The organism is Geobacillus sp. 47C-IIb, assembly GCF_014679705.1.
GTDB classification, from domain to species: Bacteria; Bacillota; Bacilli; order Bacillales; family Anoxybacillaceae; genus Geobacillus; species Geobacillus thermodenitrificans.
Map to the genome: position 1 here is coordinate 3106844 of NZ_CP061473.1, position 25337 is coordinate 3132180.

General features: G+C 52.7%; 27 protein-coding genes. All 27 read left to right on the plus strand.

Annotated features, from left to right (window positions below; genetic code table 11):
* The first annotated feature begins 13 nt into the window (after positions 1–13).
* Positions 14–676 carry an L-serine ammonia-lyase, iron-sulfur-dependent subunit beta gene (gene sdaAB / locus IC804_RS15735; protein ID WP_011887118.1) on the plus strand — a complete coding sequence of 221 codons (663 nt, stop codon included), beginning with the start codon at positions 14–16 and terminating at the stop codon, positions 674–676.
* 74 nt (positions 677–750) lie between these two features.
* Positions 751–1632: an L-serine ammonia-lyase, iron-sulfur-dependent, subunit alpha gene (gene sdaAA / locus IC804_RS15740; protein WP_029760446.1), complete on the plus strand. Its 882-nt coding sequence runs from the start codon at positions 751–753 to the stop codon at positions 1630–1632.
* On the plus strand, positions 1629–3677 hold the full coding sequence (gene recG, locus IC804_RS15745) for an ATP-dependent DNA helicase RecG (RefSeq protein WP_029760447.1): 2049 nt from the start codon (positions 1629–1631) through the stop codon (positions 3675–3677). Before sdaAA ends, recG begins: the two co-directional genes overlap by 4 nt.
* Positions 3678–3899: 222 nt before the next feature.
* Positions 3900–4496 (plus strand): transcription factor FapR, encoded by a 597-nt coding sequence (fapR, locus tag IC804_RS15750; RefSeq protein WP_008878624.1) that lies wholly within the window; start codon positions 3900–3902, stop codon positions 4494–4496.
* A complete protein-coding gene (gene plsX, locus IC804_RS15755) occupies positions 4480–5466 on the plus strand; it encodes a phosphate acyltransferase PlsX (RefSeq protein WP_008878623.1) in 987 nt (328 codons plus the stop codon). The genes fapR and plsX overlap by 17 nt, the downstream gene beginning before the upstream one ends.
* A gap of 17 nt (positions 5467–5483) precedes the next feature.
* Positions 5484–6428 (plus strand): ACP S-malonyltransferase, encoded by a 945-nt coding sequence (gene fabD / locus IC804_RS15760; RefSeq protein WP_081157090.1) that lies wholly within the window; start codon positions 5484–5486, stop codon positions 6426–6428.
* The gene (gene fabG / locus IC804_RS15765) at positions 6428–7171 is read left to right on the plus strand and encodes a 3-oxoacyl-[acyl-carrier-protein] reductase (RefSeq protein ID WP_008878621.1); all 744 of its coding nucleotides are present in this window, start codon (positions 6428–6430) and stop codon (positions 7169–7171) included. Before fabD ends, fabG begins: the two co-directional genes overlap by 1 nt.
* Before the next feature lie 59 nt (positions 7172–7230).
* On the plus strand, positions 7231–7464 hold the full coding sequence (locus IC804_RS15770) for an acyl carrier protein (RefSeq protein WP_008878620.1): 234 nt from the start codon (positions 7231–7233) through the stop codon (positions 7462–7464).
* Between the two features lie 179 nt (positions 7465–7643).
* The gene (gene rnc / locus IC804_RS15775) at positions 7644–8384 is read left to right on the plus strand and encodes a ribonuclease III (RefSeq protein WP_008878619.1); all 741 of its coding nucleotides are present in this window, start codon (positions 7644–7646) and stop codon (positions 8382–8384) included.
* A 157-nt stretch (positions 8385–8541) separates the two neighbouring features.
* Positions 8542–12105: a chromosome segregation protein SMC gene (gene smc / locus IC804_RS15780; protein WP_081157091.1), complete on the plus strand. Its 3564-nt coding sequence runs from the start codon at positions 8542–8544 to the stop codon at positions 12103–12105.
* Positions 12106–12123: 18 nt separating this feature from the next.
* The gene (ftsY, locus tag IC804_RS15785; protein ID WP_029760451.1) at positions 12124–13113 is read left to right on the plus strand and encodes a signal recognition particle-docking protein FtsY; all 990 of its coding nucleotides are present in this window, start codon (positions 12124–12126) and stop codon (positions 13111–13113) included.
* A gap of 235 nt (positions 13114–13348) precedes the next feature.
* The gene (locus IC804_RS15790) at positions 13349–13681 is read left to right on the plus strand and encodes a putative DNA-binding protein (protein ID WP_008878616.1); all 333 of its coding nucleotides are present in this window, start codon (positions 13349–13351) and stop codon (positions 13679–13681) included.
* A gap of 13 nt (positions 13682–13694) precedes the next feature.
* Positions 13695–15035, plus strand: a complete 1341-nt coding sequence (ffh, locus tag IC804_RS15795; RefSeq protein WP_029760452.1) for a signal recognition particle protein — start codon at positions 13695–13697, stop codon at positions 15033–15035.
* 94 nt (positions 15036–15129) lie between these two features.
* Positions 15130–15402, plus strand: a complete 273-nt coding sequence (gene rpsP, locus IC804_RS15800; protein ID WP_008878614.1) for a 30S ribosomal protein S16 — start codon at positions 15130–15132, stop codon at positions 15400–15402.
* A gap of 11 nt (positions 15403–15413) precedes the next feature.
* Positions 15414–15650 carry a KH domain-containing protein gene (locus IC804_RS15805; RefSeq protein ID WP_008878613.1) on the plus strand — a complete coding sequence of 79 codons (237 nt, stop codon included), beginning with the start codon at positions 15414–15416 and terminating at the stop codon, positions 15648–15650.
* Between the two features lie 47 nt (positions 15651–15697).
* Complete coding sequence (locus IC804_RS15810; protein ID WP_008878612.1) at positions 15698–16084, plus strand: YlqD family protein; 387 nt, start codon at positions 15698–15700, stop codon at positions 16082–16084.
* Between the two features lie 15 nt (positions 16085–16099).
* Positions 16100–16618: a ribosome maturation factor RimM gene (rimM, locus tag IC804_RS15815; protein ID WP_081157092.1), complete on the plus strand. Its 519-nt coding sequence runs from the start codon at positions 16100–16102 to the stop codon at positions 16616–16618.
* Positions 16618–17352, plus strand: a complete 735-nt coding sequence (gene trmD / locus IC804_RS15820) for a tRNA (guanosine(37)-N1)-methyltransferase TrmD (protein ID WP_029760454.1) — start codon at positions 16618–16620, stop codon at positions 17350–17352. Before rimM ends, trmD begins: the two co-directional genes overlap by 1 nt.
* Before the next feature lie 136 nt (positions 17353–17488).
* Complete coding sequence (gene rplS, locus IC804_RS15825; protein WP_029760455.1) at positions 17489–17839, plus strand: 50S ribosomal protein L19; 351 nt, start codon at positions 17489–17491, stop codon at positions 17837–17839.
* A gap of 102 nt (positions 17840–17941) precedes the next feature.
* Positions 17942–18493: a signal peptidase I gene (lepB, locus tag IC804_RS15830; RefSeq protein ID WP_008878608.1), complete on the plus strand. Its 552-nt coding sequence runs from the start codon at positions 17942–17944 to the stop codon at positions 18491–18493.
* Between the two features lie 12 nt (positions 18494–18505).
* Positions 18506–19372, plus strand: a complete 867-nt coding sequence (ylqF, locus tag IC804_RS15835) for a ribosome biogenesis GTPase YlqF (RefSeq protein ID WP_029760456.1) — start codon at positions 18506–18508, stop codon at positions 19370–19372.
* Positions 19373–19464: 92 nt separating this feature from the next.
* Positions 19465–20244, plus strand: coding sequence for a ribonuclease HII (locus IC804_RS15840; RefSeq protein WP_029760457.1), 780 nt, complete (start codon positions 19465–19467; stop codon positions 20242–20244).
* A gap of 81 nt (positions 20245–20325) precedes the next feature.
* Positions 20326–21879 carry a hypothetical protein gene (locus tag IC804_RS15845; protein ID WP_060475741.1) on the plus strand — a complete coding sequence of 518 codons (1554 nt, stop codon included), beginning with the start codon at positions 20326–20328 and terminating at the stop codon, positions 21877–21879.
* A complete protein-coding gene (locus IC804_RS15850) occupies positions 21876–22163 on the plus strand; it encodes an EscU/YscU/HrcU family type III secretion system export apparatus switch protein (protein ID WP_029760459.1) in 288 nt (95 codons plus the stop codon). Before IC804_RS15845 ends, IC804_RS15850 begins: the two co-directional genes overlap by 4 nt.
* A 115-nt stretch (positions 22164–22278) precedes the next feature.
* The gene (gene sucC / locus IC804_RS15855) at positions 22279–23439 is read left to right on the plus strand and encodes an ADP-forming succinate--CoA ligase subunit beta (RefSeq protein WP_008878603.1); all 1161 of its coding nucleotides are present in this window, start codon (positions 22279–22281) and stop codon (positions 23437–23439) included.
* A 17-nt stretch (positions 23440–23456) separates the two neighbouring features.
* Positions 23457–24359: a succinate--CoA ligase subunit alpha gene (gene sucD / locus IC804_RS15860; RefSeq protein WP_008878602.1), complete on the plus strand. Its 903-nt coding sequence runs from the start codon at positions 23457–23459 to the stop codon at positions 24357–24359.
* Between the two features lie 67 nt (positions 24360–24426).
* Positions 24427–25308: a DNA-processing protein DprA gene (dprA, locus tag IC804_RS15865; RefSeq protein ID WP_011887129.1), complete on the plus strand. Its 882-nt coding sequence runs from the start codon at positions 24427–24429 to the stop codon at positions 25306–25308.
* The last annotated feature ends 29 nt before the right edge of the window (positions 25309–25337 follow it).

Consider the following 25337-nt stretch of genomic DNA (forward strand, 5'->3'; position numbering starts at 1 on the left):
GGGGGTCGCAACGATGAAATACAAAAGTGTCTTTGATATTATCGGTCCAGTAATGGTGGGGCCGTCGAGTTCGCATACAGCTGGGGCAGCGCGCATTGGTCTTGTTGCGCGCAAACTGTTTGGCAGAAAACCGGAGTGGGCGCACATCTCATTTTACGGATCGTTTGCTGAGACGTACCGCGGGCATGGCACCGATGTCGCCATCGTCGCTGGGTTGCTCGGTTTTGATACGTTTGATGACCGTCTTCCGAATGCGCTCGAAATTGCTCGCATCGAAGGGCTCGATGTATCTTTTTTCACGGAAGAAGCGATTCCGCATCATCCGAATACAGCGCGTCTGCGGATTGGCGATGATAAAGGAAAACTCGAGCTTGTCGGTGTTTCCATCGGCGGAGGGAAAATCGAAATTATCGAGTTAAATGGCTTTGACTTGAAGTTATCCGGCCATCATCCGGCGCTACTAATCATGCATAATGATCGATATGGGACGATTGGAGCAGTAGCCAGCACATTGGCAAAGCATGCGATTAATATCGGTCATATGGAAGTGTCGCGCAAGGAAAAAGGAAAAGAAGCGTTGATGACGATCGAGGTCGACCAGCCGCTGTCAGATGATCTTATCCAAGAGTTGGAACAGTTACCAAATATCATTCAGGTCACGAAGCTTGTCGATTAAAAAAGAAAGCGGTTGCGAACGGGCATGGAAGTGAAACAGCAGCGGTGCTTTGTCAAGAAAGGATGGGATAATGAATGTTTCGCAATGTCGCTGAACTTGTAGAGTTAGCTGAAAAAGAGCAAATCAAAATCGCGGAAGTAATGATTCGACAAGAAATAGAAGTGAGTGGGCGAAGCCGGGAAGAGATTGTTGCGCAAATGGATCGTCATCTTGAGGTGATGGAGCGGGCAGTCGAGAGAGGGCTGCAAGGGGTTGTGTCCCGATCTGGGTTGACTGGCGGCGATGCAATGCGAATGCAGCGCTATATTGAAGCGGGGCGATTTTTGTCTGGGGAAACGATTTTGGACGCCGTCAGCAAAGCGATGGCAACAAACGAAGTGAACGCATCGATGGGTGTCATTTGCGCCACACCGACAGCGGGCTCGGCCGGTGTCGTCCCGGGGACGCTGTTCGCGGTAAAGGAGAAATTGCAGCCGACAAGAATAGAAATGATTGAATTTTTGTTTACAGCCGGAGCGTTTGGCTATGTTGTTGCCAATAATGCGTCCATTTCCGGCGCTGCCGGCGGTTGCCAGGCGGAAGTTGGTTCAGCGGCCGGCATGGCTGCCGCCGCGCTCGTTGAGTTGGCCGGCGGTACGCCCAGCCAAGCAGCTGAAGCGATGGCCATCGCGTTAAAAAATATGCTTGGATTAGTCTGTGACCCCGTTGCTGGTCTTGTTGAAGTGCCGTGTGTGAAGCGAAATGCCATGGGAGCGGCGAATGCCATGATCGCCGCTGATATGGCGTTAGCTGGCGTCAAAAGCCGCATTCCATGCGACGAAGTGATTGAAGCGATGTATCGTATCGGTGCGGCAATGCCAGTCGCACTCAAAGAAACTGCGCAAGGGGGGCTGGCCGCTACGCCGGCAGGCCGCGCCATTGCGGCCCGTATTTTCGGTGCGGCGGCGACAAAGTGAATGAAACGATGCTGCAACCAGTGACGGCGGTGAAAGGCATCGGTGAAGAAACGGCGGCCGCGCTCGCTGACCTCGGCATTACGACGGTCGGCGAGTTGCTTAACTATGCACCGTACCGGTATGACGATTACGAACAAAAAGATTTGGCCGCTGTCCGCCATGAGGAAAAGGTGACGGTTGAAGGGAAAGTGCATAGCGCCCCGCTCCTGACGTATTACGGAAAAAAAAAGTCGCGCCTTTCTTTTCGGTTGTTGACTGGCCGCTATTTAATCACCGTCGTTTGCTTTAACCGCCCGTATTTGAAGGGGAAAATCACCTTAAACGAAACGGTGACGGTAATCGGCAAATGGGATCGGCATCGGCAGACCATCAACGCGTATGAGCTTCGGTTCGGGGCTGCTCCGGAGGCGACCGGCATTGAGCCGGTGTATTCGGTACGCAGCCCGCTGACAGTTAAGACGATGCGCCGGTTGATCAAGGCAGCGTTCGCCCAGTTCGGCATGCACATTCCTGACTTGCTGCCGCCTGCCTTGCGCCGCGCTTATCGCCTTATCGACAAACAAGAAGCGGTTCGTGCTCTTCACTTTCCTCGTTCTCGCGAAGAGCTGCATCAGGCGCGGCGCCGGCTCGTCTACGAAGAGTTTTTGCTTTATCAGCTGAAAATGCAGGCACTAAGAAAGGTTATGCGCGACGAACGGCGCGGTATCATCCATTCATTCCCAGAAGAACAGCTTGCGTCGTTTCTTTCCGGGTTGCCGTTTTCGTTAACAAATGCTCAGCGGCGCGTCATCAGGGAAATTTTAGATGATATGCGTGCACCGAGGCAAATGAACCGGCTTTTGCAAGGAGACGTCGGCTCCGGCAAGACAGTTGTTGCCGCAGTTGCGCTCTATGCCGCCGTGTTATCCGGGTTTCAAGGGGCGCTGATGGTGCCGACGGAAATTTTGGCTGAACAGCACGCCCGCTCGCTTGCAGAGTTGTTTGCTGATACAGGCGTGACAGTCGAGCTGTTGACAAGTTCGGTGAAAGGAAAACGGCGCAAAGAGCTGCTTGCGAAATTGGAGGACGGGACGGTGGATATTGTCATCGGTACACACGCCTTAATTCAAGAGGGAGTGCAGTTCCGCCAGCTCGGTCTCGTCATTACCGATGAACAGCACCGATTCGGCGTCGAGCAGCGCCGTGTTTTGCGTGAGAAAGGACACGCGCCGGATGTGTTGATGATGACGGCGACGCCCATCCCACGCACACTCGCCATCACAGCGTTTGGCGATATGGATGTTTCAGTGCTCGATGAAATGCCGGCCGGACGAAAAAAAGTGGAGACGTATTGGGTGAAGCATAACCAGTTTGCTCGTGTGCTTGATTTTATTGAAAAAGAACTGCGGCGCGGTCATCAAGCATATGTGATTTGCCCGCTCATTGAAGAGTCGGAAAAATTGGATGTGCAAAACGCCATTGATGTCCATAGTCAGCTCGTCTATTACTACCGTGGAAAATATGAAGTCGGCCTCATGCACGGCCGGTTGTCGGCCGATGAAAAAGAAGCCGTCATGCGAGCGTTCAGCGAAAACCGCATCCACGTACTCGTTTCAACGACCGTCGTTGAAGTTGGAGTGAACGTTCCGAACGCGACAGTGATGGTCATTTATGATGCTGAGCGATTTGGACTTGCCCAACTTCACCAATTGCGCGGCCGGGTCGGGCGCGGTGATGCCCAGTCGTACTGTATTTTAATCGCGGATCCGAAGTCGGAAATCGGCAAAGAACGAATGCACATTATGACGGAAACGACGGACGGGTTCGTGCTTGCGGAGAAAGACCTAGAGCTGCGCGGACCGGGTGATTTTTTTGGCACGAAACAAAGCGGACTCCCGGAATTCCAATTCGGCGACCCGGTGCATGATTACCGCATTTTAGAAGTCGCCCGCCGCGATGCGGCCAAGCTCGTTTCGTCCGCAGCATTTTGGCGCGATGAGGCGTACGCCGGGTTGCGGGCCGAACTGGAAGCGTCCGGCGTGCTTGATGGGGAAAAACTAGATTGATAGACGAACGGTGAGGCGGTCGGGGTGCATGCGCGCCCCGCTGTTTTTTATGGGCGTCTTTTTTTTTCGGAGCATCGATTTGGGCTTCACGGCGGACTAAGCATGAATAACGGTTTTCGGCAAAATGTGGACGCTTTTCACTTTTTCTGCTTGCATTCCGGTTTTTGATATTATATATTACTTTTAGTACCTAGTCATAAAATCGGACGGTGTAACGAATCGATGAGAAAAAGCAAACGCGAACGGCAACGGTTGCTGCAGGAGACGATCCGGGAAAACCCGTTTGTGACTGACGAAGAGTTGGCGGAGAAATTTTCCGTCAGCGTGCAGACGATCCGCCTTGACCGGCTTGAGCTGTCGATTCCCGAGCTGCGCGAGCGCATCAAACACGTCGCCCGTCAGTCGTTCGCTGATAAAGTGCGAGCGTTGCCGCTTGAAGAAGTGATTGGAGATATCATTGACATCGAGCCAGATGCGAGTGCCATTTCGATTTTTGATGTCAAAGAAGAACACGTTTTTCGGCGCACCCGCATTGCCCGCGGCCATCATTTGTTCGCCCAAGCGAATTCGCTCGCTGTCGCCGTCATTCATGATGAATTGGCACTGACGGCGAAGGCGACGATCCGTTTCGTGCGCCAAGTGAAAGCAGGCGAGCGGGTCGTGGCGAAGGCGAAAGTAACGGGCAAAACGAAGAGCGGGCGCACGGTCGTTGATGTGAACAGCTATGTCGGCCAAGAGCTCGTGTTTTCAGGAACGTTCGAAATGTATCGCTCAAACATGGAAAAAAAGGATGGCGACAGCAATGAATATCGCGATTGACGCTATGGGGGGAGATCACGCCCCGCAAGAAATCGTGCGCGGGGCGGCAAGAGCCGCCGCGCATTTTTCTGATATTCGCATTACCTTAATTGGCGATGAAGCAAAAATTCGCCCGTACTTGCAGAATGAGGAGCGCATTTCGATCATTCATGCTGATGAAGTGATTGAAGCGACCGATGAGCCGGTGCGGGCGGTGCGGCGCAAAAAAAATTCGTCGATGGTGCGCATGGCAGAAGAGGTGAGGGAAGGGCGTGCGGACGCCTGCATTTCCGCCGGCAATACCGGGGCGCTTATGGCTGCCGGGCTGTTTGTCGTCGGGCGGATTGCGGGCATCGACCGGCCGGCGCTTGCGCCGACGTTGCCGACGTTAGACGGAAAAGGGTTTGTCTTTTTAGATGTCGGAGCGAACGTTGATGCCCGCCCTGAGCATTTGCAGCAATATGCGCTCATGGGTCATGTATACGCCAAACAAGTGCGAGGCATCGCGAACCCGCGTATCGGTTTGCTGAATGTCGGCACAGAAGACCAGAAAGGGAATGAAACGACGAAGCGGGCATTTGCCTTGCTGAAAGAAACGAATCTTCATTTTATCGGCAACGTTGAAGCGCGCGACTTGTTGCAAGGGGTAGCTGATGTCGTCGTTGCTGATGGCTTTTCCGGCAATGTTGCCTTAAAAACGATCGAGGGAACGGCCATGGCGCTCTTTTCCTTGCTCAAACAGACGCTGACAAGCAGTGTGACGGCCAAACTTGCCGCTGCAGCCCTCAAGCCGAAGCTTTCTGGGCTGAAAAAGATGATGGACTACTCCGAATACGGCGGCGCAGCACTGTTTGGCTTGAACGCCCCGGTCATTAAAGCGCACGGTTCATCTGATGCGAACGCTATTTTCCACGCCGTCCGCCAGGCGCGCGAAATGGTAGCGAATGATGTGATCGGCACGATCAAAGCGGAGCTTGAACGGACATCATAAACCAAGGAGGAACGGGAATGGGGAAAATCGCCTTTTTATTTCCAGGTCAAGGATCTCAAACGGTCGGCATGGCGAAAGACGCCGCTGACCATGATGCCCGCGCCCGGGCGGTTATCGAAGCGGCCGACGAACGGCTCGGCTTTCCGCTTTCAGCGCTCATGTTTAATGGGCCGCAAGAGGAGCTGACGCTGACATACAACGCCCAGCCGGCACTTTTGACTGCGAGCATCGCTTTGTTGGAGCTTGTCAAAGCTGCTGGTCTTAAGGCTGATTATGTCGCCGGCCATAGTTTAGGTGAATATACGGCACTTGTCGCTGCCGGTGCGATGTCGTTTGCCGACGCTGTCTATGCAGTGCGCCGCCGCGGCGAGCTGATGGACGAAGCAATGCCAGCCGGTGAAGGCACGATGGCTGCCGTGTTAGGGATGGAAGCGGAGGTGCTTGAGGCGGTGACGAATGAAATTACTGCCCAAGGCGATCCGGTCGAGCCGGCTAACTTCAACTGTCCAGGGCAAATCGTCATCTCCGGTTCGAAAGCGGGGGTGGAAAAAGCGGGGCAGCTGGCGAAAGAGCGCGGTGCCAAACGCGTCATTCCGCTTGAGGTGAGCGGCCCGTTCCATTCAGCGCTGATGAAACCGGCGGCAGAACAGTTGCAAGAAGTCCTTTCCGGCTTGGTCATCCGCGATGCTGACATTCCGGTTATCGCCAATGTGACTGCTGAACCGGTGATGAACAAAGAAGACATCGCTCGCCTGCTCATTGAGCAGCTGTACTCGCCGGTGCGTTGGGAGCAGTCGGTACGCACGCTTTTGGCGCTTGGTGTCGACACGTTTTTGGAAATTGGGCCTGGGAAAGTATTGTCCGGCCTCGTGAAAAAAATTGACCGCAACGCCCGCATTTATGCGGTAAACGATCTCGCTTCCTTAGAAGCGACCGTTGCGGCGTTGAAAGGAGAATCATGATGCTCGAAGGAAAAATCGCTCTCGTCACTGGAGCATCGCGCGGCATCGGGCGGGCAGTCGCTCTTGAGTTGGCCCGCCAAGGGGCAAATGTTGCCGTCAACTATGCCGGCAGTGAAGCAAAGGCGAATGAAGTCGTCGACATGATCCGCTCGCTCGGCCGCGAAGCGTTCGCCGTACAGGCGGATGTCGCCCGCGCCGAGGATGTGGAGCGCATGGTAAAAACGGTGCTTGATCAATTCGGACGCCTCGACATTTTAGTTAATAACGCCGGCATTACGCGCGACAATTTATTGATGCGGATGAAAGAAGAAGAATGGGATGCCGTGATTAACACGAACTTAAAAGGGGTATTTCTTTGTACGAAGGCCGTCACACGGCCGATGATGAAGCAGCGTTACGGGCGGATCATCAACGTTGCTTCGGTCGTTGGCGTGATTGGAAACCCTGGCCAGGCGAATTACGTCGCCGCCAAAGCCGGCGTCATCGGGTTGACGAAGACGGCGGCGCGCGAATTGGCCAGCCGGAACATTACGGTTAACGCCATCGCGCCGGGATTTATTACGACCGACATGACGGAAGCGCTCAGCGCGGAGCTGAAAGAAGAAATGTTAAAGCAGATTCCGCTCGCCCGCTTCGGCGAGCCGGATGATGTGGCCCGTGTTGTCGCGTTTCTCGCTTCGGACGCGGCTGGCTATATGACAGGCCAGACGCTTCATGTCGATGGCGGCATGGTGATGCCGTAATAAACGCCTCTAGTATTTTTTTGACGAATCGACTATAATCATGAAGGGAGGTGAACGCAATGGCAGACGTATTGGAGCGTGTAACGAAAATTATTGTCGATCGCTTGGGTGTTGACGAATCGCAAGTCACGCTTGAAGCATCGTTCAAAGATGATTTGGGCGCCGACTCGCTCGACATCGTCGAACTAGTTATGGAGCTCGAAGACGAATTCAACATGGAAATTTCCGATGAAGAAGCGGAAAAAATCGTCACAGTCGGAGATGCTGTGAACTACATAAAAAGCCAACTGTAATGCCGCTTTTTTGCAAAGTCCCGTTGCTCCGAACGGGGCTTTCTCTGCTTTTTAAGGAACGCTTGGCGAGCCTTGCGGCAAAAGTGAACTGTTCTCGTTGGCGTAGCGGGTCAGTGAACGGATATAATAAAAGATAGTATACGGCCAGTTTGTCTGGAATGAAGTCGGAGGGCATTTTTATGTCAAAACAAAGAGATAAAGGGCGCATTTACGAAAAAAGGCGGGCGAAGTTTCAAGAACTGCAGAAGAAAATCGGCATCACCTTCCAAAATGAAAAGCTATTGATACAAGCGTTCACCCATTCATCGTATGTGAATGAGCATCGGCGGCGGTTCCATGAGGACAACGAGCGGCTTGAGTTTTTAGGCGACGCCGTGTTGGAGCTGACCGTTTCCCAATATTTATTTCAAAAGTTTCCGCATATGAGTGAAGGGCAATTGACGAAACTGCGGGCGGCCATTGTCTGTGAGCCGTCGCTTGTGAAATTTGCCAACGCCTTGTCGTTCGGCGAGCTTGTTTTGCTCGGCAAAGGCGAAGAGCTGACTGGGGGGCGGACGCGCCCGGCGTTGCTCGCCGACGTGTTCGAGGCGTTTATTGGCGCCCTTTATTTGGACCAAGGAATGGACGTGGTCCTTCGTTTTTTAGGACAAACGATGTTCCCGAAGATTGACGAAGGTGCTTTTTCTCATGTGATGGATTTTAAAAGCCAGTTGCAAGAATTGGTGCAACGCGATGGCAGCGGAACGCTTGAATACGCCATTTTGGAAGAAAAAGGACCGGCTCACAATAAAGAATTTGTCGCCCGTGTGGCATTGAACGGGCAAGAGCTCGGCGTCGGTGTCGGCCGCTCGAAAAAAGAGGCTGAGCAACATGCAGCGCAAATGGCGCTCGAAACGTTGCGGGCCGCCGACAAGCAATAAAAGGCTGGCGCTTGACGTCAGTCTTTTTCTATCGGCGTTTTTCTGCCTTTGTATGGTATATTGATAAAAGATAGAACATCCTTGTCCGCCGTTCAGTCCGACGGATGGGGATGTTTCCGATGGATTATACAGCGGAAAGATGGTGAGGCACCAGATCATGTTCCTCAAACGGTTAGATGTGATCGGCTTCAAATCGTTTGCCGATCGCGTATCAATTGACTTCGTTCCCGGCGTGACGGCGGTCGTCGGCCCGAACGGAAGCGGAAAAAGCAACATTACGGATGCGATTCGTTGGGTGCTCGGGGAACAGTCAGTGAAATCACTGCGCGGTGCGAAAATGGAAGATGTCATTTTCGCCGGCAGTGACTCGCGCAAACCGCTCAATGTGGCCGAGGTGACGATCACGCTCGACAACGGAGATGGCTTTTTGCCGTTAGAGTATCAGGAAGTCAGTGTAACCCGACGCGTCTATCGTTCGGGGGAAAGCGAATTTTTCATCAACCGCCAACCGTGCCGCCTAAAAGATATTGTCGACTTGTTTCTCGATTCCGGGCTTGGCAAGGAGGCGTTTTCGATCATTGGCCAAGGCCGGGTCGAAGAAATTTTAAGCAGTAAGCCGGAAGAGCGGCGTACGATTTTTGAAGAGGCAGCCGGGGTTTTGAAATACAAATTGCGCAAAAAAAAGGCAGAGACGAAACTAGCGGAAACGCAAGACAACTTGCAGCGGGTCAACGACATTTTGCATGAGCTCGGGCAACAGCTTGAGCCGCTCCGGATGCAGGCGTCGATCGCTAAAGAGTATTTGGAAAAACGGGAAGAGCTCGAGCGGTTTGAAGTAGCGCTTATGGTGCATGATATCGAGCAGCTGCATCGGCAATGGAGCGAGCTAAATGAGGCGCTTAATGAGCATCAACAAGAAGAAGGAAGATTGGCGGCGGAGCTGCAAAAAACGGAAGCCCATATCGAGCAGCTGCGCGACCAAATCACCGCCATTGATGAATCGGTCGACGGTTTGCAGCAAGTGCTTCTTTTAGCGAGCGAAGAGCTGGAGAAGCTCGAGGGGCGGAAAGAAGTGCTGAAAGAGCGGAAAAAACACGCCTCCCAGCGCATCGAACAGCTTGACGAAACAGTCATTGCGTTGACGGAAAAGCGGCGCCGCCTGACAGAGCAGCTCCGTTCGGAAAAAGCCGCCCTCACCCAACTTGAAGCAGGTGCGGCCGCACTGGAGAAGGAATTGAAAGAACAACAAGCGCTGCTTTCAGCCCACGAAGTCGACATCGAAGAAGAAATCGAACGACGAAAGGGCGATTACATTGATCTTGTCCATGAACAGGCGGCATTGAAAAATGAGCGCTTGCATGTGGAACAAGCCATCCATAAGCTTCGTGCGAAGCAAGCGGCGTTAAATGAAGCGAACAGCGACCATTTAAAACAGCGCAACCAGCTCGAGCAGCAGCGTGCGGCTTTATTGGCTGAGCTATCCCGTCTGGAACAGGCGATCACCGAAGCGAGCAGCAAACTGGCAGCTCTCGAATCGGCGCTCAAAGAACAACAAGTGGAGCTCGAACAGAAAGAGACGTCGCTTCATCAGGCACGCCAATATCGGCAACAAGCAAAAGCGCGCCAGCAGTGGCTTGAGGAGATGCAACACGAGTATGCCGGCTTTTTCCAAGGAGTAAAAGAAGTGCTCAAGGCTCGCAATCGGCTGCCCGGCATCCGTGGGGCGATCGTTGAGCTCATCCGCGTTCCGGATCGCTACGAAATCGCGATTGAAACGGCGCTTGGCGGCGCGATGCAGCATATCGTTGTTGACAGCGAACAAGCAGCGCGGCAAGCCATTCATTTTTTGAAAACGAACGGCTACGGGCGAGCGACGTTTTTGCCGCTTGATGTCATTCAGGCGCGCTCCCTTTCCGAGCGGGAACGTGCGGCGATCAGCGGTCATCCGGCGTTTGTTGGCATCGCTAGTGAGCTTATTGAGTATGATGACATTTATGCAGCGGCGATTGCCCATTTGCTCGGTCATGTGATTGTGACGGCCGATTTAAAAGGGGCGAATGAGTTAGCGAAGCTCCTTCACTATCGATATCGGCTCGTGACGCTCGATGGCGATGTCGTCAGCCCTGGCGGGGCGATGACAGGCGGCGGGGCGGCGAAAAAAACCGCTTCATTGCTAGGTCGAAATCGTGAGCTTGAGACGATCGCCACCAAACTGCGGGAAATGGATGATGTCATCGCCCGTTTGGAGCGCGACATGGCTGCAAAACGACGCGAACGGGCAGAATGGGAAGCGGAGGCGGCGATGCTCAAAGAGGAGATTGCTAGGCTGCAACAGTCGCTGCAAGAAGAGAAAGAGGAGCAGCGCGAACTTGAGTGGCAGAAAAAGCGAATCGATGAGCGACTCGCCTTATATGATGAAGAAAAAGCGAACGATGAACGCGAAATAGCGGAGCTGAACAACCGCTTGGGCGCCATTGATGGGCAACTTCAACAGCTTGCAGAGAAGCTTCAGGCGATCGATGAGGACATCAACCGGCTGCAGGTGCAAAAACAGACGGAGAAAACAACGAAAGAAGCGCTGCAAGTGGCGATCACTGAGAAAAAAATCGCGTTGGCGGAAACGAAAGAGCGAGTGAAGCACGCACGTCGGAAAGCCGAGGAGATCGAAGCGGAGCTTGCCGAAACTGCCCGCGGACTCCAGCAAGCAGAGCGTGAACGGGCTGCCTTGCAAGCGGAAATGGAAGCGCCGGAATGGAATGAAGAAGAACTTGAGCAGCTGCGGCAGCAAAAGCTCGAGGACAAGCAAAAAACGCTTGAACTGATCACGAGCCGCCGCGAACAGCGGCTCGACTGCCAACGACGGCTTGAGCATTTGGAGCAGGAATGGAAAGAAGCGAAGCGGCAACATAAACAGCTTGTTGAGGTCGTCAAAGATGAGGAAGTGAAGCTGAACCGGCTCGACGTGGAACTTGCCAATTTGCTCTCCCGTCTCAGCGAAGAGTACGGGCTATCGTTTGAAGCAGCTCGTTCCGGGTATCCGCTCGAAATTGGCGCCGATGAGGCGCGCAAGCGGGTGAAGCTCATCAAGCGAGCCATTGAGGAGCTTGGCACCGTTAACTTGGGAGCGATCGACGAGTATGAGCGCGTTTCCGAGCGACATCGCTTTTTGAGCGAGCAAAAGGCCGATTTGGAAGAAGCGAAAGCGACACTTCACCAAGTCATTGAGGAAATGGACGAGGAAATGAAGAAACGGTTTTTCACGACCTTCGAACAAATCCGCGCCCATTTCAGCGAGGTGTTCCGCGAGCTGTTCGGCGGCGGGCGCGCCGATTTACGGCTGACCGATCCGAACAATTTGTTAGAGACAGGTGTGGACATCGTCGCCCAACCGCCCGGGAAAAAGCTGCAGCATTTAAGCTTGCTCTCTGGCGGCGAGCGGGCGCTGACTGCGATCGCTCTGTTGTTCTCGATTTTAAAAGTGCGCCCAGTGCCGTTTTGCGTCCTTGATGAAGTCGAAGCGGCGCTTGATGAGGCAAATGTGCAGCGCTATGCCCAATATTTGAAGCGGTTCAGCCGCGACACTCAGTTTATTGTGATCACCCATCGAAAAGGGACGATGGAAGAGGCGGACGTGCTTTATGGCGTCACAATGCAGGAATCCGGCGTCTCGAAGCTCGTTTCCGTTCGTCTCGAAGATTCGAAGCAGCTCGTGCAGTCATAGTGGAAAGGAGGAGCCTCAATGGGCTTTTTTCAAAAGTTGAAAGAAAAATGGACGAAACAAGCCGATGCCGTTACTGAGAAGTTTAAAGAAGGGTTGTCAAAAACGCGCGATTCACTTGCTGGGAAGGTGAACGATCTCATCGCCCGCTACCGGAAAGTGGATGAAGAGTTTTTTGAAGAGCTCGAAGAAATTTTAATCGCGGCCGATGTCGGCGTGACGACCGTCATGGAGTTGGTTGACGAGCTGAAAATGGAAGTGAAGCGCCGCAATATTCAAGACTCAGCGCAAATGCGCGACGTCATCGCCGAGAAGCTCATTGACATTTACCGCGCTGGTGCCGATGACAGCGAGCTTTCTGCTTTGAATATCCAAACGAGCGGACTGACGGTCATTTTGTTTGTCGGTGTCAACGGCGTCGGCAAAACGACAACGATCGGCAAACTCGCCCATAAGCTGAAATCGGAAGGGAAATCGGTGCTCTTAGCCGCAGGCGATACGTTCCGCGCTGGGGCGATCGAGCAGCTCGAGGTATGGGGCGAGCGCGTCGGGGTCGACGTCATTAAACAAACGGCCGGTTCTGACCCGGCAGCCGTCATGTATGATGCGATTCAAGCGGCGAAAGCGCGCGGCGTCGATGTGCTGCTGTGCGACACAGCCGGGCGGCTGCAAAACAAAGTGAATTTAATGAAAGAGCTCGAGAAAGTAAAACGTGTCATCAGCCGCGAAATTCCGGGTGCGCCGCATGAAGTGCTGCTTGTGCTGGATGCGACGACTGGGCAAAATGCCATGAGCCAGGCGAAGCTATTTAAAGAAGCAACCGATGTCACTGGCATCGTGTTGACGAAACTTGATGGCACGGCGAAAGGCGGCATCGTGCTCGCCATTCGCAACGAGCTTGCCATTCCGGTTAAATTTGTCGGCCTCGGTGAAAAAATGGACGACTTGCAGCCATTTGACGCGGAAAAATATGTTTACGGTTTGTTTGCTGGGTTGTTTGATGAACAATAACGTTGTTTTGTTCGTAAGTTATGGCGCAAGCGCCTAATTCGAGGCGGGGCGTTGCTTGTCGGGGAGGCCCGTGTGCTCATGCTTACAGGGCTGACGGTATCGCCGTCAGCCCTGTTTTTGTTATGCCACGGAAGCGAAACAAAACGAATGGCCTTTATCTTGACAACGGCCGGTAAACAAAGTACACTCACTTTTGTAAAGGATTTTCACTTAACAATGAGGGAGGGAGAGTCCGGTGCTGGAAAAAACGATGCGCATGAACTATTTGTACGATTTTTACCAAGCGCTGTTGACACCGAAACAGCGCAATTACATGACGCTCTACTACTTGGACGACTACTCCCTCGGGGAAATTGCCGAACAATATAAGGTGAGCCGCCAGGCGGTGTACGATAATATCCGGCGCACAGAAGCGATGCTGGAACAATATGAAGAAAAGCTCGGACTGCTGCAAAAATATGAGCGACGACAGCAGCTCATCGGGCGATTGAAAGACTACGTTCGCCAACATTATAGCGCCGATGCTGAATTGGCAGCGCTAGTCAACGAGCTTGATGAGCTCGATTAAGGGGGTGAACGCGATGGCGTTTGAAGGGTTATCCGAACGCTTGCAACATGTCATGAATCGAATCCGCGGCAAAGGAAAAGTGACCGAGGCCGATGTAAAAGAGATGATGCGAGAAGTGCGCCTGGCTTTGTTAGAAGCGGACGTCAACTTTAAAGTCGTGAAAGATTTTATTAAACGGGTGAGCGAGCGGGCCGTCGGTCAGGAAGTGCTGAAAAGCTTAACACCAGGCCAGCAAGTTATTAAGGTCGTAAAAGAAGAACTGACAGCGCTCATGGGCGGCGAGCAGAGCAAAATCGCCGTCGCCAAGAAGCCGCCAACGGTCGTCATGATGGTCGGGCTGCAAGGGGCCGGGAAAACGACGACGACCGGAAAGCTCGCCAACTTGTTGCGTAAACGGCATAACCGCAAGCCGCTGCTTGTGGCTGCTGACGTCTATCGTCCGGCAGCGATCAAGCAACTTGAGACGCTCGGCAAACAGTTAAATATGCCCGTTTTTTCGTTAGGCGAGCACGCCAATCCCGTTGAGATCGCCAAACAGGCGCTCGAGCGGGCGAAAGAGGAGCATCATGACTACGTGCTCATCGATACGGCCGGCCGCCTTCATGTCGACGAGGCGCTCATGGATGAGCTGAAGCAAATGAGAGAGGCCGTCAAACCGGATGAAATTTTCCTCGTCGTTGACGCCATGACTGGACAAGATGCCGTCAATGTCGCTCAAAGCTTCCACGAACAGCTCGGCATTACCGGTGTGATTTTAACGAAACTTGACGGCGATACGCGTGGAGGAGCAGCGTTGTCGATTCGCGCCGTCACTGGGGCGCCGATCAAGTTTGTCGGGATGGGCGAAAAGCTTGACGCCTTGGAGCCGTTCCATCCGGAGCGAATGGCGTCACGCATTTTAGGAATGGGCGACGTCCTGACGCTCATTGAAAAAGCTCAAGCCGCCGTTGATGAGGAGAAGGCGAAAGAGCTTGAGCAAAAAATGCGCACGGCAACGTTTACGTTCGATGACTTTTTGGATCAGCTCGGTCAAGTGCGCAAGCTTGGCCCGCTCGATGAAATTTTGAAAATGTTGCCAGGTGCTAATAAAATCAAAGGGCTGGATAACATCCAAGTCGATGAAAAGCAAATTGCCCGCGTTGAAGCGATCATTCGCTCGATGACCAAAGAAGAAAAAATGCATCCGGAAATCATTAACGGCAGCCGGAAAAAGCGGATCGCCAAAGGAAGCGGTACGACTGTGCAAGAAGTAAACCGGCTTTTGAAGCAGTTTGACGACATGAAAAAAATGATGAAAATGATGACGAATATGCCAAAAGGGAAGAAAAAAGGATTTCGCTTCCCATTTATGTAAATGATGTTCTGTTAAGCGAAAAACCTTTACAAACGGAAAAAGAATTGTTAATATACTATCTTGTGTGAACTATATACGGAGGTGCGTACAAACTATGGCAGTAAAAATTCGTTTAAAACGCATGGGTGCAAAGAAAAACCCATTCTACCGCATTGTTGTTGCAGACTCGCGTTCGCCGCGCGACGGTCGTTTCATTGAAACGATCGGCACGTACAACCCGGTTGCTGAGCCGGCGGAAATTAAAATCAATGAAGAGCTAGCGCTCAAATGGTTGCAAAACGGCGCCAAACCGTCGGATACAGTGCGCAGCTTGCTGTCGAAACAAGGTATTTTAGAGAAGTTCCATAACTTAAAATACGGCAAATAAGAGAGACAAGCATGAAACCGCTCATTGAAACGATCGTTAAGGCACTTGTCGATTATCCGGAAGCGGTGGCGGTTGAAAGCCGTGAGGAAGAACAGGCAGTCATCTACGAGCTGTCGGTGCATGCCGAGGATGTCGGCAAAGTGATCGGCAAGCAAGGACGGACGATCCATGCGATTCGTACAGTCGTCTACGCTGCCGCGGCCGGGTCGCCAAAGCGGGTTATCGTGCAAGTGAAAGAAAAAGGGTGAGGACATTCCTCTCCCTTTTTTGATATTGTTGTAAAAGGGGGAAAGGAATGAAGCTGATTCAAACGGTCGAGGTGCGTCAAATTGTCACCGAGCGAAGCAAACAGATGCTCGCTGCCACGTTTGTGGCACGTAAGCAACAACTTGAGCGCGAGTGCGACCAACTTCGTTTCGAACAAAAGAAGATGGAGAAAAGCGGAAAATACTCACCTGCTTTAGTGAAACAATATTTTGCGAAACAAATTGATGACCGCATGGAGAAAATAAAACTGCTGGAGTTTCAGCTTGAACAATTACATATGCTACCGTTAGGCAGTGAGTTGAAGGAGCGGGAAGTCGAGGCGCTTATCGAGGTGAACGTCGGCGACCGCTGGGAAGAGGTGACAAAGGCGCGTGCCATCATCGTTGAAGATGGCGTCGTCAAAGAGATTCGTTAAGAGGGGATGAAGGTGATGGAACGATGGTTTAATGTTGGCAAGATCGTCAACACACACGGTATTCGCGGTGAAGTGCGCGTCATTTCGCGAACCGATTTTCCGGAAGAGCGGTACAAAAAAGGAAACAAACTGTACATTTTCCGTGAACGCGACAGCGAGCCGGTTGAAGTGACCGTAAAGAGCCACCGCGTTCATAAGTCGTTCGATTTGCTATCGTTTGAAGGGTATGACAGCATTAATGACGTCGAGCCGTTTAAAGGGGCAATGCTGAAGGTGCCGGAGAGCCAGCTTGGCGAGCTGAACGAAGGAGAATATTATTTCCATGAAATTATCGATTGTACGGTTGTGACGGAAGCGGGCGAAACGATCGGTAAAGTAAAAGAAATTTTAACGCCGGGTGCGAATGACGTTTGGGTCGTCCGGCGCCAAGACGGCACCGACGCACTCATTCCGTATATTGACGATGTCGTCATGCACGTCGACCCTGAACGGAAGATAATCATCATCCGGCCGATGGAAGGACTGCTTGAATGATGCGGATCGATATTTTAACGCTGTTTCCCGACATGTTTCCCGGCGTGCTGAATGAGTCGATTTTAAAGAAGGCGCAAGAAAAGGGAGCAGTGAACATCCGTCTCGTTAACTTCCGCGAATTTGCCGACAACAAGCATAAAACGGTCGATGATTATCCATACGGCGGCGGTGCCGGCATGGTATTGAAGCCGCAGCCGATTTTTGATGCGGTGGAACATGTGACGGCGGAGTCGCCAGGCGCGCGCATCATTTTGCTTTGCCCGCAAGGTGAGCGCTACACGCAAAAAAAGGCGGAGGAGCTCGCCAAAGAAGAACACTTGGTGCTTATTTGCGGCCATTATGAGGGTTATGACGAACGAATTCGCCAATATTTAGTGACCGACGAAATTTCAATTGGTGATTACATTTTAACCGGTGGAGAGCTCGGCGCCATGGTGATTGTCGACAGCGTTGTTCGCCTCCTTCCTGGCGTTCTCGGCAACGAGGCATCACCGGTTGATGACTCATTTAGTTCTGGACTGCTTGAGTACCCACAATATACAAGGCCGGCTGATTTTCGCGGCATGAAAGTGCCGGATGTGTTGCTGTCAGGAAACCATCAGCTCATCGCCGAATGGCGCGAGAAGGAATCGCTTCGCCGGACGGTGCAAAAACGTCCGGATTTGCTTGTCGATTATCCGCTCACCGAGAAGCAAAAGCAATGGCTGAAAGAGTGGGAGCAAGAGCGAGAATAACTATTGCTTGCAGTCGATGTTTATGCTATCATATTCTTTGTGTTGCTTAAGCGGTATGCTTAAGGATGGAAAACGATGTTCCGCTGCAATGAATGAGACGCATTGGCATGAACATCTGTGGAAGGAGTGGAAAATGATGCATCATTTAATCCAAGAAATTACAAAAGAACAACTGCGGACAGATTTACCGGATTTCCGTCCGGGTGACACGGTGCGCGTCCACGTAAAAGTTGTGGAAGGTAGCCGTGAGCGCATCCAAGTGTTTGAAGGTGTCGTCATTAAACGGCGCGGGGCGGGCATCAGCGAAACGTTCACTGTTCGCAAAGTGTCCTATGGCGTCGGTGTTGAGCGCACGTTCCCAGTGCATACGCCGAAAATCGCCAAGCTGGAAGTTGTCCGTCGCGGGAAAGTACGCCGCGCGAAATTGTACTACTTGCGTGCACTTCGCGGCAAAGCGGCGCGCATTAAAGAAAAAACGGCTCAATAATGGACATCAGTGGGTCGTAGCGAAAAAGGAGCTTGCTTTCAAGCTCCTTTTTTCACTATCCGTCGGCGAAGCGGGTAAATTATGATTTGGGTGGGAGAAAAGATGGAACAGAAGAAAAGCGAATGGCGTGAGTGGTTGAAAGCCATTGTCGTCGCGGTCTTGTTGGCTGGGGGCATCCGCTATTTTATTTTCGCCCCGATTATTGTCGACGGCTATTCAATGATGCCAACATTACATAACCATGAGCGGATGATCGTCAATAAATTGGCCTATAAAATCGGCATGCCAAACCGCTTCGATATTATTGTTTTTCACGCTGAAGAAGGGAGAGACTATATTAAGCGGGTCATCGGCCTGCCCGGCGACCGGATCGAATATAAAAACGACACACTCTATGTCAACGGCAAGCCGTATGACGAGCCGTATTTGGACGAATATAAAAAGCAGGTAGCCGACGGGCCGCTGACCGAGCCGTTTACGTTAGAGGAGTTGACCGGACAGAGCACCGTGCCGGAAGGACATTTGTTCGTCATGGGTGACAATCGCCGTTTCAGCAAAGATAGCCGTCATATCGGTTTCATTCCGATGGAGAAAGTTGTCGGCAAGGCGAATATTGTCTACTGGCCGCTTGGTGGCGTCCGGATTGCGAAATAAACGAGGCAGGTGATGCCAATGACGATGATTCAATGGTTTCCCGGCCATATGGCGAAAGCGAAGCGGGAAGTACAAGAAAAACTAAAACTGATTGATGTGGCGTTCGAACTGCTTGACGCCCGCGTGCCGATGTCGTCACGCAACCCGATGATTGACGATATTCTCGGCCAAAAAACGCGCCTCATTTTACTCAATAAAGCCGATATGGCCGATGAGGCAGTAACGGAACAATGGATCCGCTATTTCCGTGACCAAGGAAGAACAGCCATAGCCATCGATGCGCAAAGCGGAACCGGAGTAAAACAAATCGTCGCTGCGGCGAAAGAGATGGTGAAAGACAAGTTCGACAAAATGAGGGCGAAAGGAATTAAAAATCCGCGTCCGGTGCGGGCGCTTATTGTCGGCATTCCGAACGTCGGCAAATCAACGCTTATCAATCGGCTTGCCGGCCGCCATATCGCCAAAACCGGCGATAAGCCGGGGGTGACAAAAGCGCAGCAATGGATTAAAGTCGGAAAAGAGATGGAGCTGCTCGATACGCCCGGCATTTTATGGCCGAAGTTTGAAGATGAGGATGTCGGTTACAGGCTGGCAGTCACGGGCGCGATTAAGGACGAAATTTTAAATTTGCAGGACGTTGCGGTGTACGCGCTTCGCTTTTTATCCAGCCATTATCCCGAGCGGATTACGGAGCGCTATGGCCTTGACCGCATTCCTGATGACATTGTTGCTTTGTTTGATGCCATCGGCCGACGGCGCGGCTGCCTGACAGGGGGCGGCGGCATCGATTACGATAAAGTGGCTGACATCGTCTTGTATGACATTCGCACAGAAAAATTAGGACGGCTCAGCTTTGAAACGCCCGCTTTATGGACGTAATGCGTCTGGCGGGCGTTTTTCCTTTGAATGAATGTTTCGCTTCACAACGCGCGGAATGCGTCCGATAGTATAAGTAGAAAAGGGAGAGGGTTATGAAACAGTATACGGTCAAAGAAATTGAAGCGCTGCTACCAGAGCTCGAAGGAGAAAGCGACCCACGCTGGGAGATGCTGCGGCACGATGAGCGGAAAAGCGTGCAGGCGCTTCTTGCCCGCTTTGTTAAGCAAAAGGAGCGGGAGAAAGCGGCACGGCAGCGGTGGGAAGAGCTGATGCGCTATGAGCGTGAACTATATGCCGCTGGCATCGAGCGAATTGCCGGCATTGACGAAGCCGGGCGCGGACCGCTGGCCGGCCCGGTCGTCGCTGCGGCGGTCATTTTGCCGAAAGACGCCTATTTGCCCGGGCTTGACGACTCGAAACGGCTGACGCCAGCCAAGCGCGAGGCGCTATTTGCGCAAATTGAGGAGTGCGCCGTCGCGATCGGTGTCGGCATTGTAAGCGCGGCCGAAATCGATGAATGGAACATTTATGAAGCGACGAAGCAGGCAATGGCCAAAGCGGTTGCCGCGCTCTCGCCGTCGCCAGAGCATTTGCTTGTCGATGCGATGACCGTGCCGTGTGCACTGCCGCAGCAACGTCTCATAAAAGGCGATGCTAACAGCGCCTCGATCGCTGCTGCGTCAATCATTGCCAAAGTGACACGTGACCGATGGATGCATGAGCTTGATCGCCGCTATCCGCAATATGGATTTGCCCGTCATATGGGCTACGGGACGCCGGAGCATCTTGCAGCGATTCGCCGCTATGGCGTGACGGATGAACATCGTCGTTCGTTCGCGCCGGTAAGGGAAGCGCTCGGCGTTCAATCATAGCCAACAAGGTGCGTTGTAGCAATGCAGATCGAAGGGGGATGCGCTCTCTAAGCTAGGCCGGAATGAAAGGATGGGAAGCGAATGGTAGAGCGGATGGAACGAACTTTTCCGGTGACAGCTGTCCGTGATGCAACGTCAAATCAGCGGTTTCGGCCCGGACAGGCGGTCGTTGGCCGGGTTGAGCGGGTGGAGGAAACGAAAGGTGGAGAACGGGTGGCGCTTGTTCGTGTCGGCAGCCAGCTTGTGAGCGCTCGGCTTGAGGCATCGCTTATCCTCGGACGCACGTACTTGTTTGAAATCAAACAACAAGGGGGAACGCTCTATTGGAAAGCCACCCCCTTTCCCGAGCGGACGTTTATTTTATCTGATGAGGAGGCCGCGCGTCAATGGCAACAGACGTGGAAGCTGCCAGCTGCCGCTTTGCCGGTGCTCCGCCAAGCGTTAAAAGCAGGGGCGGTCGTAACGAAGAGGGAAATCGTAGAGCTGGCTGAGGCAGTGAGAGAAACAGGGCGTTCGGCCGATGCTGAAGATGTGATCGCTTACTTGTTCCGCCGCCGGCTGCCGCCGTCTTCGGCTGTGTTTCGGGCGTTATGGGCGGCAAAAACCGGTGCTCCGCTTGCTTTCGGGTTAGGTAGACTGAAAGCGGCGCTAGCTGCACTTTCCACCCATCCAGCTGCGCTCGATCTTGGTCGAGCGGTCGATCGGCTTCTTTCGCCGCCGCTGTTCGTTTACGAGACGGTTGTGCATGTGCTCCTTTCGGCCGAAGGACAAGAAGCGGAACCGGCGCGCTCACTCCTCGCTCGTCTTGGATTAACCCCGTTGCCGGAGAAACGGCGTTTAGCGCTTCAAGAGGCGGTGCGGCAGCGACAGTTTGCGGAGGCGGGCAGGCAGCTTGGTTTAGCCGATGAGGAAGCGCTTTTCGCACGGTTTGCCGCTGTAGATGCTGCTTACAAAAACGAGGAACTTTCTGAAGCGGAAGCAAAGCTGTGGGCGGCTGCTAGAGCCACCGGTGATCCTGCGCTGTCGTTATTTCATTGGCTGCGGCGGATGGCCAAGCGTCTCGGACTTGGAGATGAGGCAGCGCTCGCTCGTGCGGTGAAAACCGGAGCTTTGCCAGCAGGTCCCTCATCGTTGAAAAGGTTGCTTCTTTACTTTCTTCGCGAGCCGGGGGACAGGGAAGCGAAACAGGCGGCTGAAGCGCTCCTTGACCAGATCGATGGGATGACCATCGCTGCTGGCGGCGATGGAACGCCCGAACACGTATGGATCGCGTTTCCGCTGTCGCTTGGCTCCCGTTTGAGCGATTTTGCCGTGTGCTGGCAAGGGAAACGGAAACCTAGCGGTCGACTTGATGAAGATTATAGTCGCATTGTTTGTTGCTTAACGCTCGAGACGTTAAACGAGATCGTTGTCGATATGCGCATTCAGCGGCGGATTGTTCACATCTCTATATTTCATGATGATCCGCAGCTGCCAGCGCTCACAGCCCGTTTTGCCCCGCTCGTGAAAGAACGATTGCAGGCGCACGGCTATACACTCTCAGGCATTGATGTGAAAACAACGGACACTGCGCCGCCGCCACCATCTAGTTTTCCGTTTTCCGGCCAGTATAGAGAGGTGGATTGGCGTATATGAACGAAGAGCGGAAAAAAGCAGTCGCCTTGTCGTACGAGGCGGCGGTCGATGAGGCGCCGGTTGTTAAAGCGAAAGGAAGCGGAGAGGTCGCCGAGGCAATCATCGCTGTAGCTGAGCAGTACGGCGTGCCGGTGCGAAAGGACCCATCGCTTGTTGAGCTGTTAAGTGAAGTAGAGATCAATGAGGCGATTCCGGAGGGACTGTACGCACTTGTAGCTGAGTTGTTTGCCTTTCTTTATCAGCTTGATCGGGCGATGAAAGAGGAGAGATTGGGGAAGGGATAATTTTCCTATTCCTCAATTTCTTAATTTTGCGGCGAAACGGTGGACAACCAGGAAACGTTAGGTATAAAATGAAAGCGCTAAGACTTTTTTTAGTTTATACATAGGAGGTTGGCGCATGAACATTCATGAATACCAAGCAAAAGAAATTTTGCGAAGCTATGGCGTAAGTGTGCCGAACGGTCGTGTTGCGTTCACGGTCGATGAAGCAGTTGAAGCGGCGAAAGCACTCGGCACGTCGGTGTGCGTCGTTAAGGCTCAAATTCATGCCGGCGGACGCGGCAAAGCAGGCGGGGTGAAAGTGGCCAAAAGCTTAGAGGAAGTCCGTACATACGCCAGCGAATTGCTTGGCAAAGTGCTCGTCACCCATCAAACCGGTCCGGAAGGAAAAGAAGTCAAACGGCTTCTTATTGAAGAAGGATGCGACATCCAAAAAGAATATTACATCGGCCTTGTCGTCGACCGCGCCACCTCGCGCGTCGTCTTAATGGGCTCGGAAGAAGGCGGCACGGAAATCGAAGAAGTAGCGGCGAAGACACCGGAGAAAATTTTTAAAGAATACGTTGATCCGGCGGTCGGATTGCAAGCGTTCCAAGCACGCCGCCTGGCGTTCAACATCAACATCCCGAAAAAACTTGTCAACCAAGCCGTAAAATTTATGATGGGCTTGTATCAAGTGTTTGTCGATAAAGACTGCTCGATCGCTGAAATCAATCCGCTTGTCGTTACCGGCGACGGCAAAGTGATGGCGCTCGATGCGAAATTGAACTTCGATTCAAACGCCTTGTATCGCCATCCGGATATTATGGAATACCGTGATTTGGATGAGGAAGATCCAAAAGAAGTCGAAGCGTCGAAATATGATTTGAACTACATCGCCCTTGATGGTAACATCGGCTGCATGGTCAACGGTGCTGGCTTGGCCATGGCGACGATGGACATCATCAAATATTACGGCGGCGAGCCGGCTAACTTCCTCGATGTTGGCGGCGGCGCTAGCGAGGAAAAAGTGACGGAAGCATTCAAAATCATTTTGTCTGACCCGAATGTTAAAGGCATTTTCGTCAATATTTTCGGCGGCATTATGAAATGTGATGTCATCGCCAGCGGCATTGTCGCAGCGACGAAGCAAGTCGGCTTGACACTTCCGCTCGTCGTCCGGCTTGAAGGAACGAACGTCGAACTCGGGAAAAAGATTTTGCAAGAGTCGGGCTTGAACATTACGGCAGCTGAATCGATGGCAGATGGTGCGCAAAAAATCGTCGAGCTAGTACGTTAAGAAAGCGAGGGAGACATGTGAGCGTTTTTGTCAATAAAGACACGAAAGTGATTGTACAAGGAATTACCGGTTCGCAAGGGCTGTTCCATACAAAACAGATGATTGAATACGGAACGAACATTGTCGGTGGTGTCACGCCGGGCAAAGGTGGCACAGAAGTCGAAGGCGTGCCGGTGTTTGACACTGTTTCGGAAGCGGTGGAAAAAACAGGAGCGAATGCTTCGGTTATTTACGTTCCGCCGGCGTTCGCTGCGGATGCCATCATGGAGGCAGTCGACGCCGAACTCGATCTTGTCGTCTGCATTACTGAAGGCATTCCGGTGCTCGATATGGTAAAAGTGAAACGGTACATGGAAGGCAAAAAGACACGCCTTATCGGGCCAAACTGCCCGGGTGTCATTACGCCGGAAGAGTGCAAAATCGGCATTATGCCGGGCTATATCCATAAAAAAGGGCATGTCGGCATCGTCTCGCGCTCTGGAACGCTGACGTATGAGGCGGTTCACCAATTGACACAAGCCGGCATCGGCCAATCGACAGCGGTCGGCATCGGCGGCGACCCGGTCAACGGCACCAACTTTATCGACGTGTTGAAGGCGTTCAATGAAGACGATGAGACGTATGCGGTCATTATGATCGGTGAAATCGGCGGTACGGCTGAAGAAGAAGCGGCGGAATGGGTGAAAGCAAACATGACGAAGCCGGTCGTCGGCTTTATCGGCGGACAAACAGCTCCTCCGGGCAAACGGATGGGACATGCCGGCGCCATCATTTCCGGCGGCAAAGGTACGGCTGCGGAAAAAATTAAAAAAATGAACGAATGCGGCATCAAAGTGGCGGAAACACCGGCCGTCATTGGGGAAACGCTCATTTCCGTCCTGAAAGAGCGCGGATTGTACGAAAAATGCAAAACGCATTAATGGTTCTACCCCGCACGATCATCACGTGCGGGGTGCTGTTTATCATGTTGCGAGAAAGGAGAATACGATGTACGATACGGTCCGTGACCGGCTCATCCATCTTCACCACTGCCGCGGAGCAGGATGGAAGACGATCCACGATTTGCTTGAGGTTGACCCGACATTGTCCGCTCCATTTTCTTTACCTCCCGCTGTTCTCCGTTCGCTCGTTCCACTCTCCGACGCTCAATGGGCTGCTTTTTTTCATGATTTGCATTCTATCGACGTGAAAAATGTGGTAAAAACATATAAGGAGCGGGGCATTCGCATCATCACCATGTTCGATCTAGACTATCCCCCGCTGCTTAAGCATATATACGATCCGCCGTGGGTGCTGTATGTGAAAGGAAATATTGCCTTACTTCAAGAAACAAAGTTGATTAGCATCGTCGGCACGAGACGTCCGACAAAAGAAGGAATCGAAGCGCTCAAAAAACTTGTGCCGCCGCTTGTGGCTGCCGGTTGGACGATTGTGAGCGGGCTTGCCTTTGGTATTGACGTTTGCGCCCACCAACTCGCCGTTAGTTATGGCGGAACGACGATCGCAGTCATTGCTGGCGGGCTTGACCACATTTATCCGAAAGAACACCGCTCCTTCGCCCAGCAGCTTATGAACGAGCAGCTCGTCGTCGCCGAACATCCGCCGGCAACGAAACCACAAGCGTGGCAGTTTCCGGCGCGCAACCGCATCATTAGCGGGCTGTCGCTTGGCACGCTCGTTGTGCAGGCAAAAGTGAAAAGCGGTTCGCTCATTACAGCGTCGTATGCGCTTGAACAAGGACGGGAAGTGTTTGCCGTCCCTGGCTCGATCAACTTGGCGGAGGCTGCCGGACCGAATACGCTCATTCAACACGGAGCAAAACTAGTGCAGGAGGCAGCGGACATTATCGCTGAATTCCCGTACGTATAATGATCATGTTTGACAAATACGGCAATAAT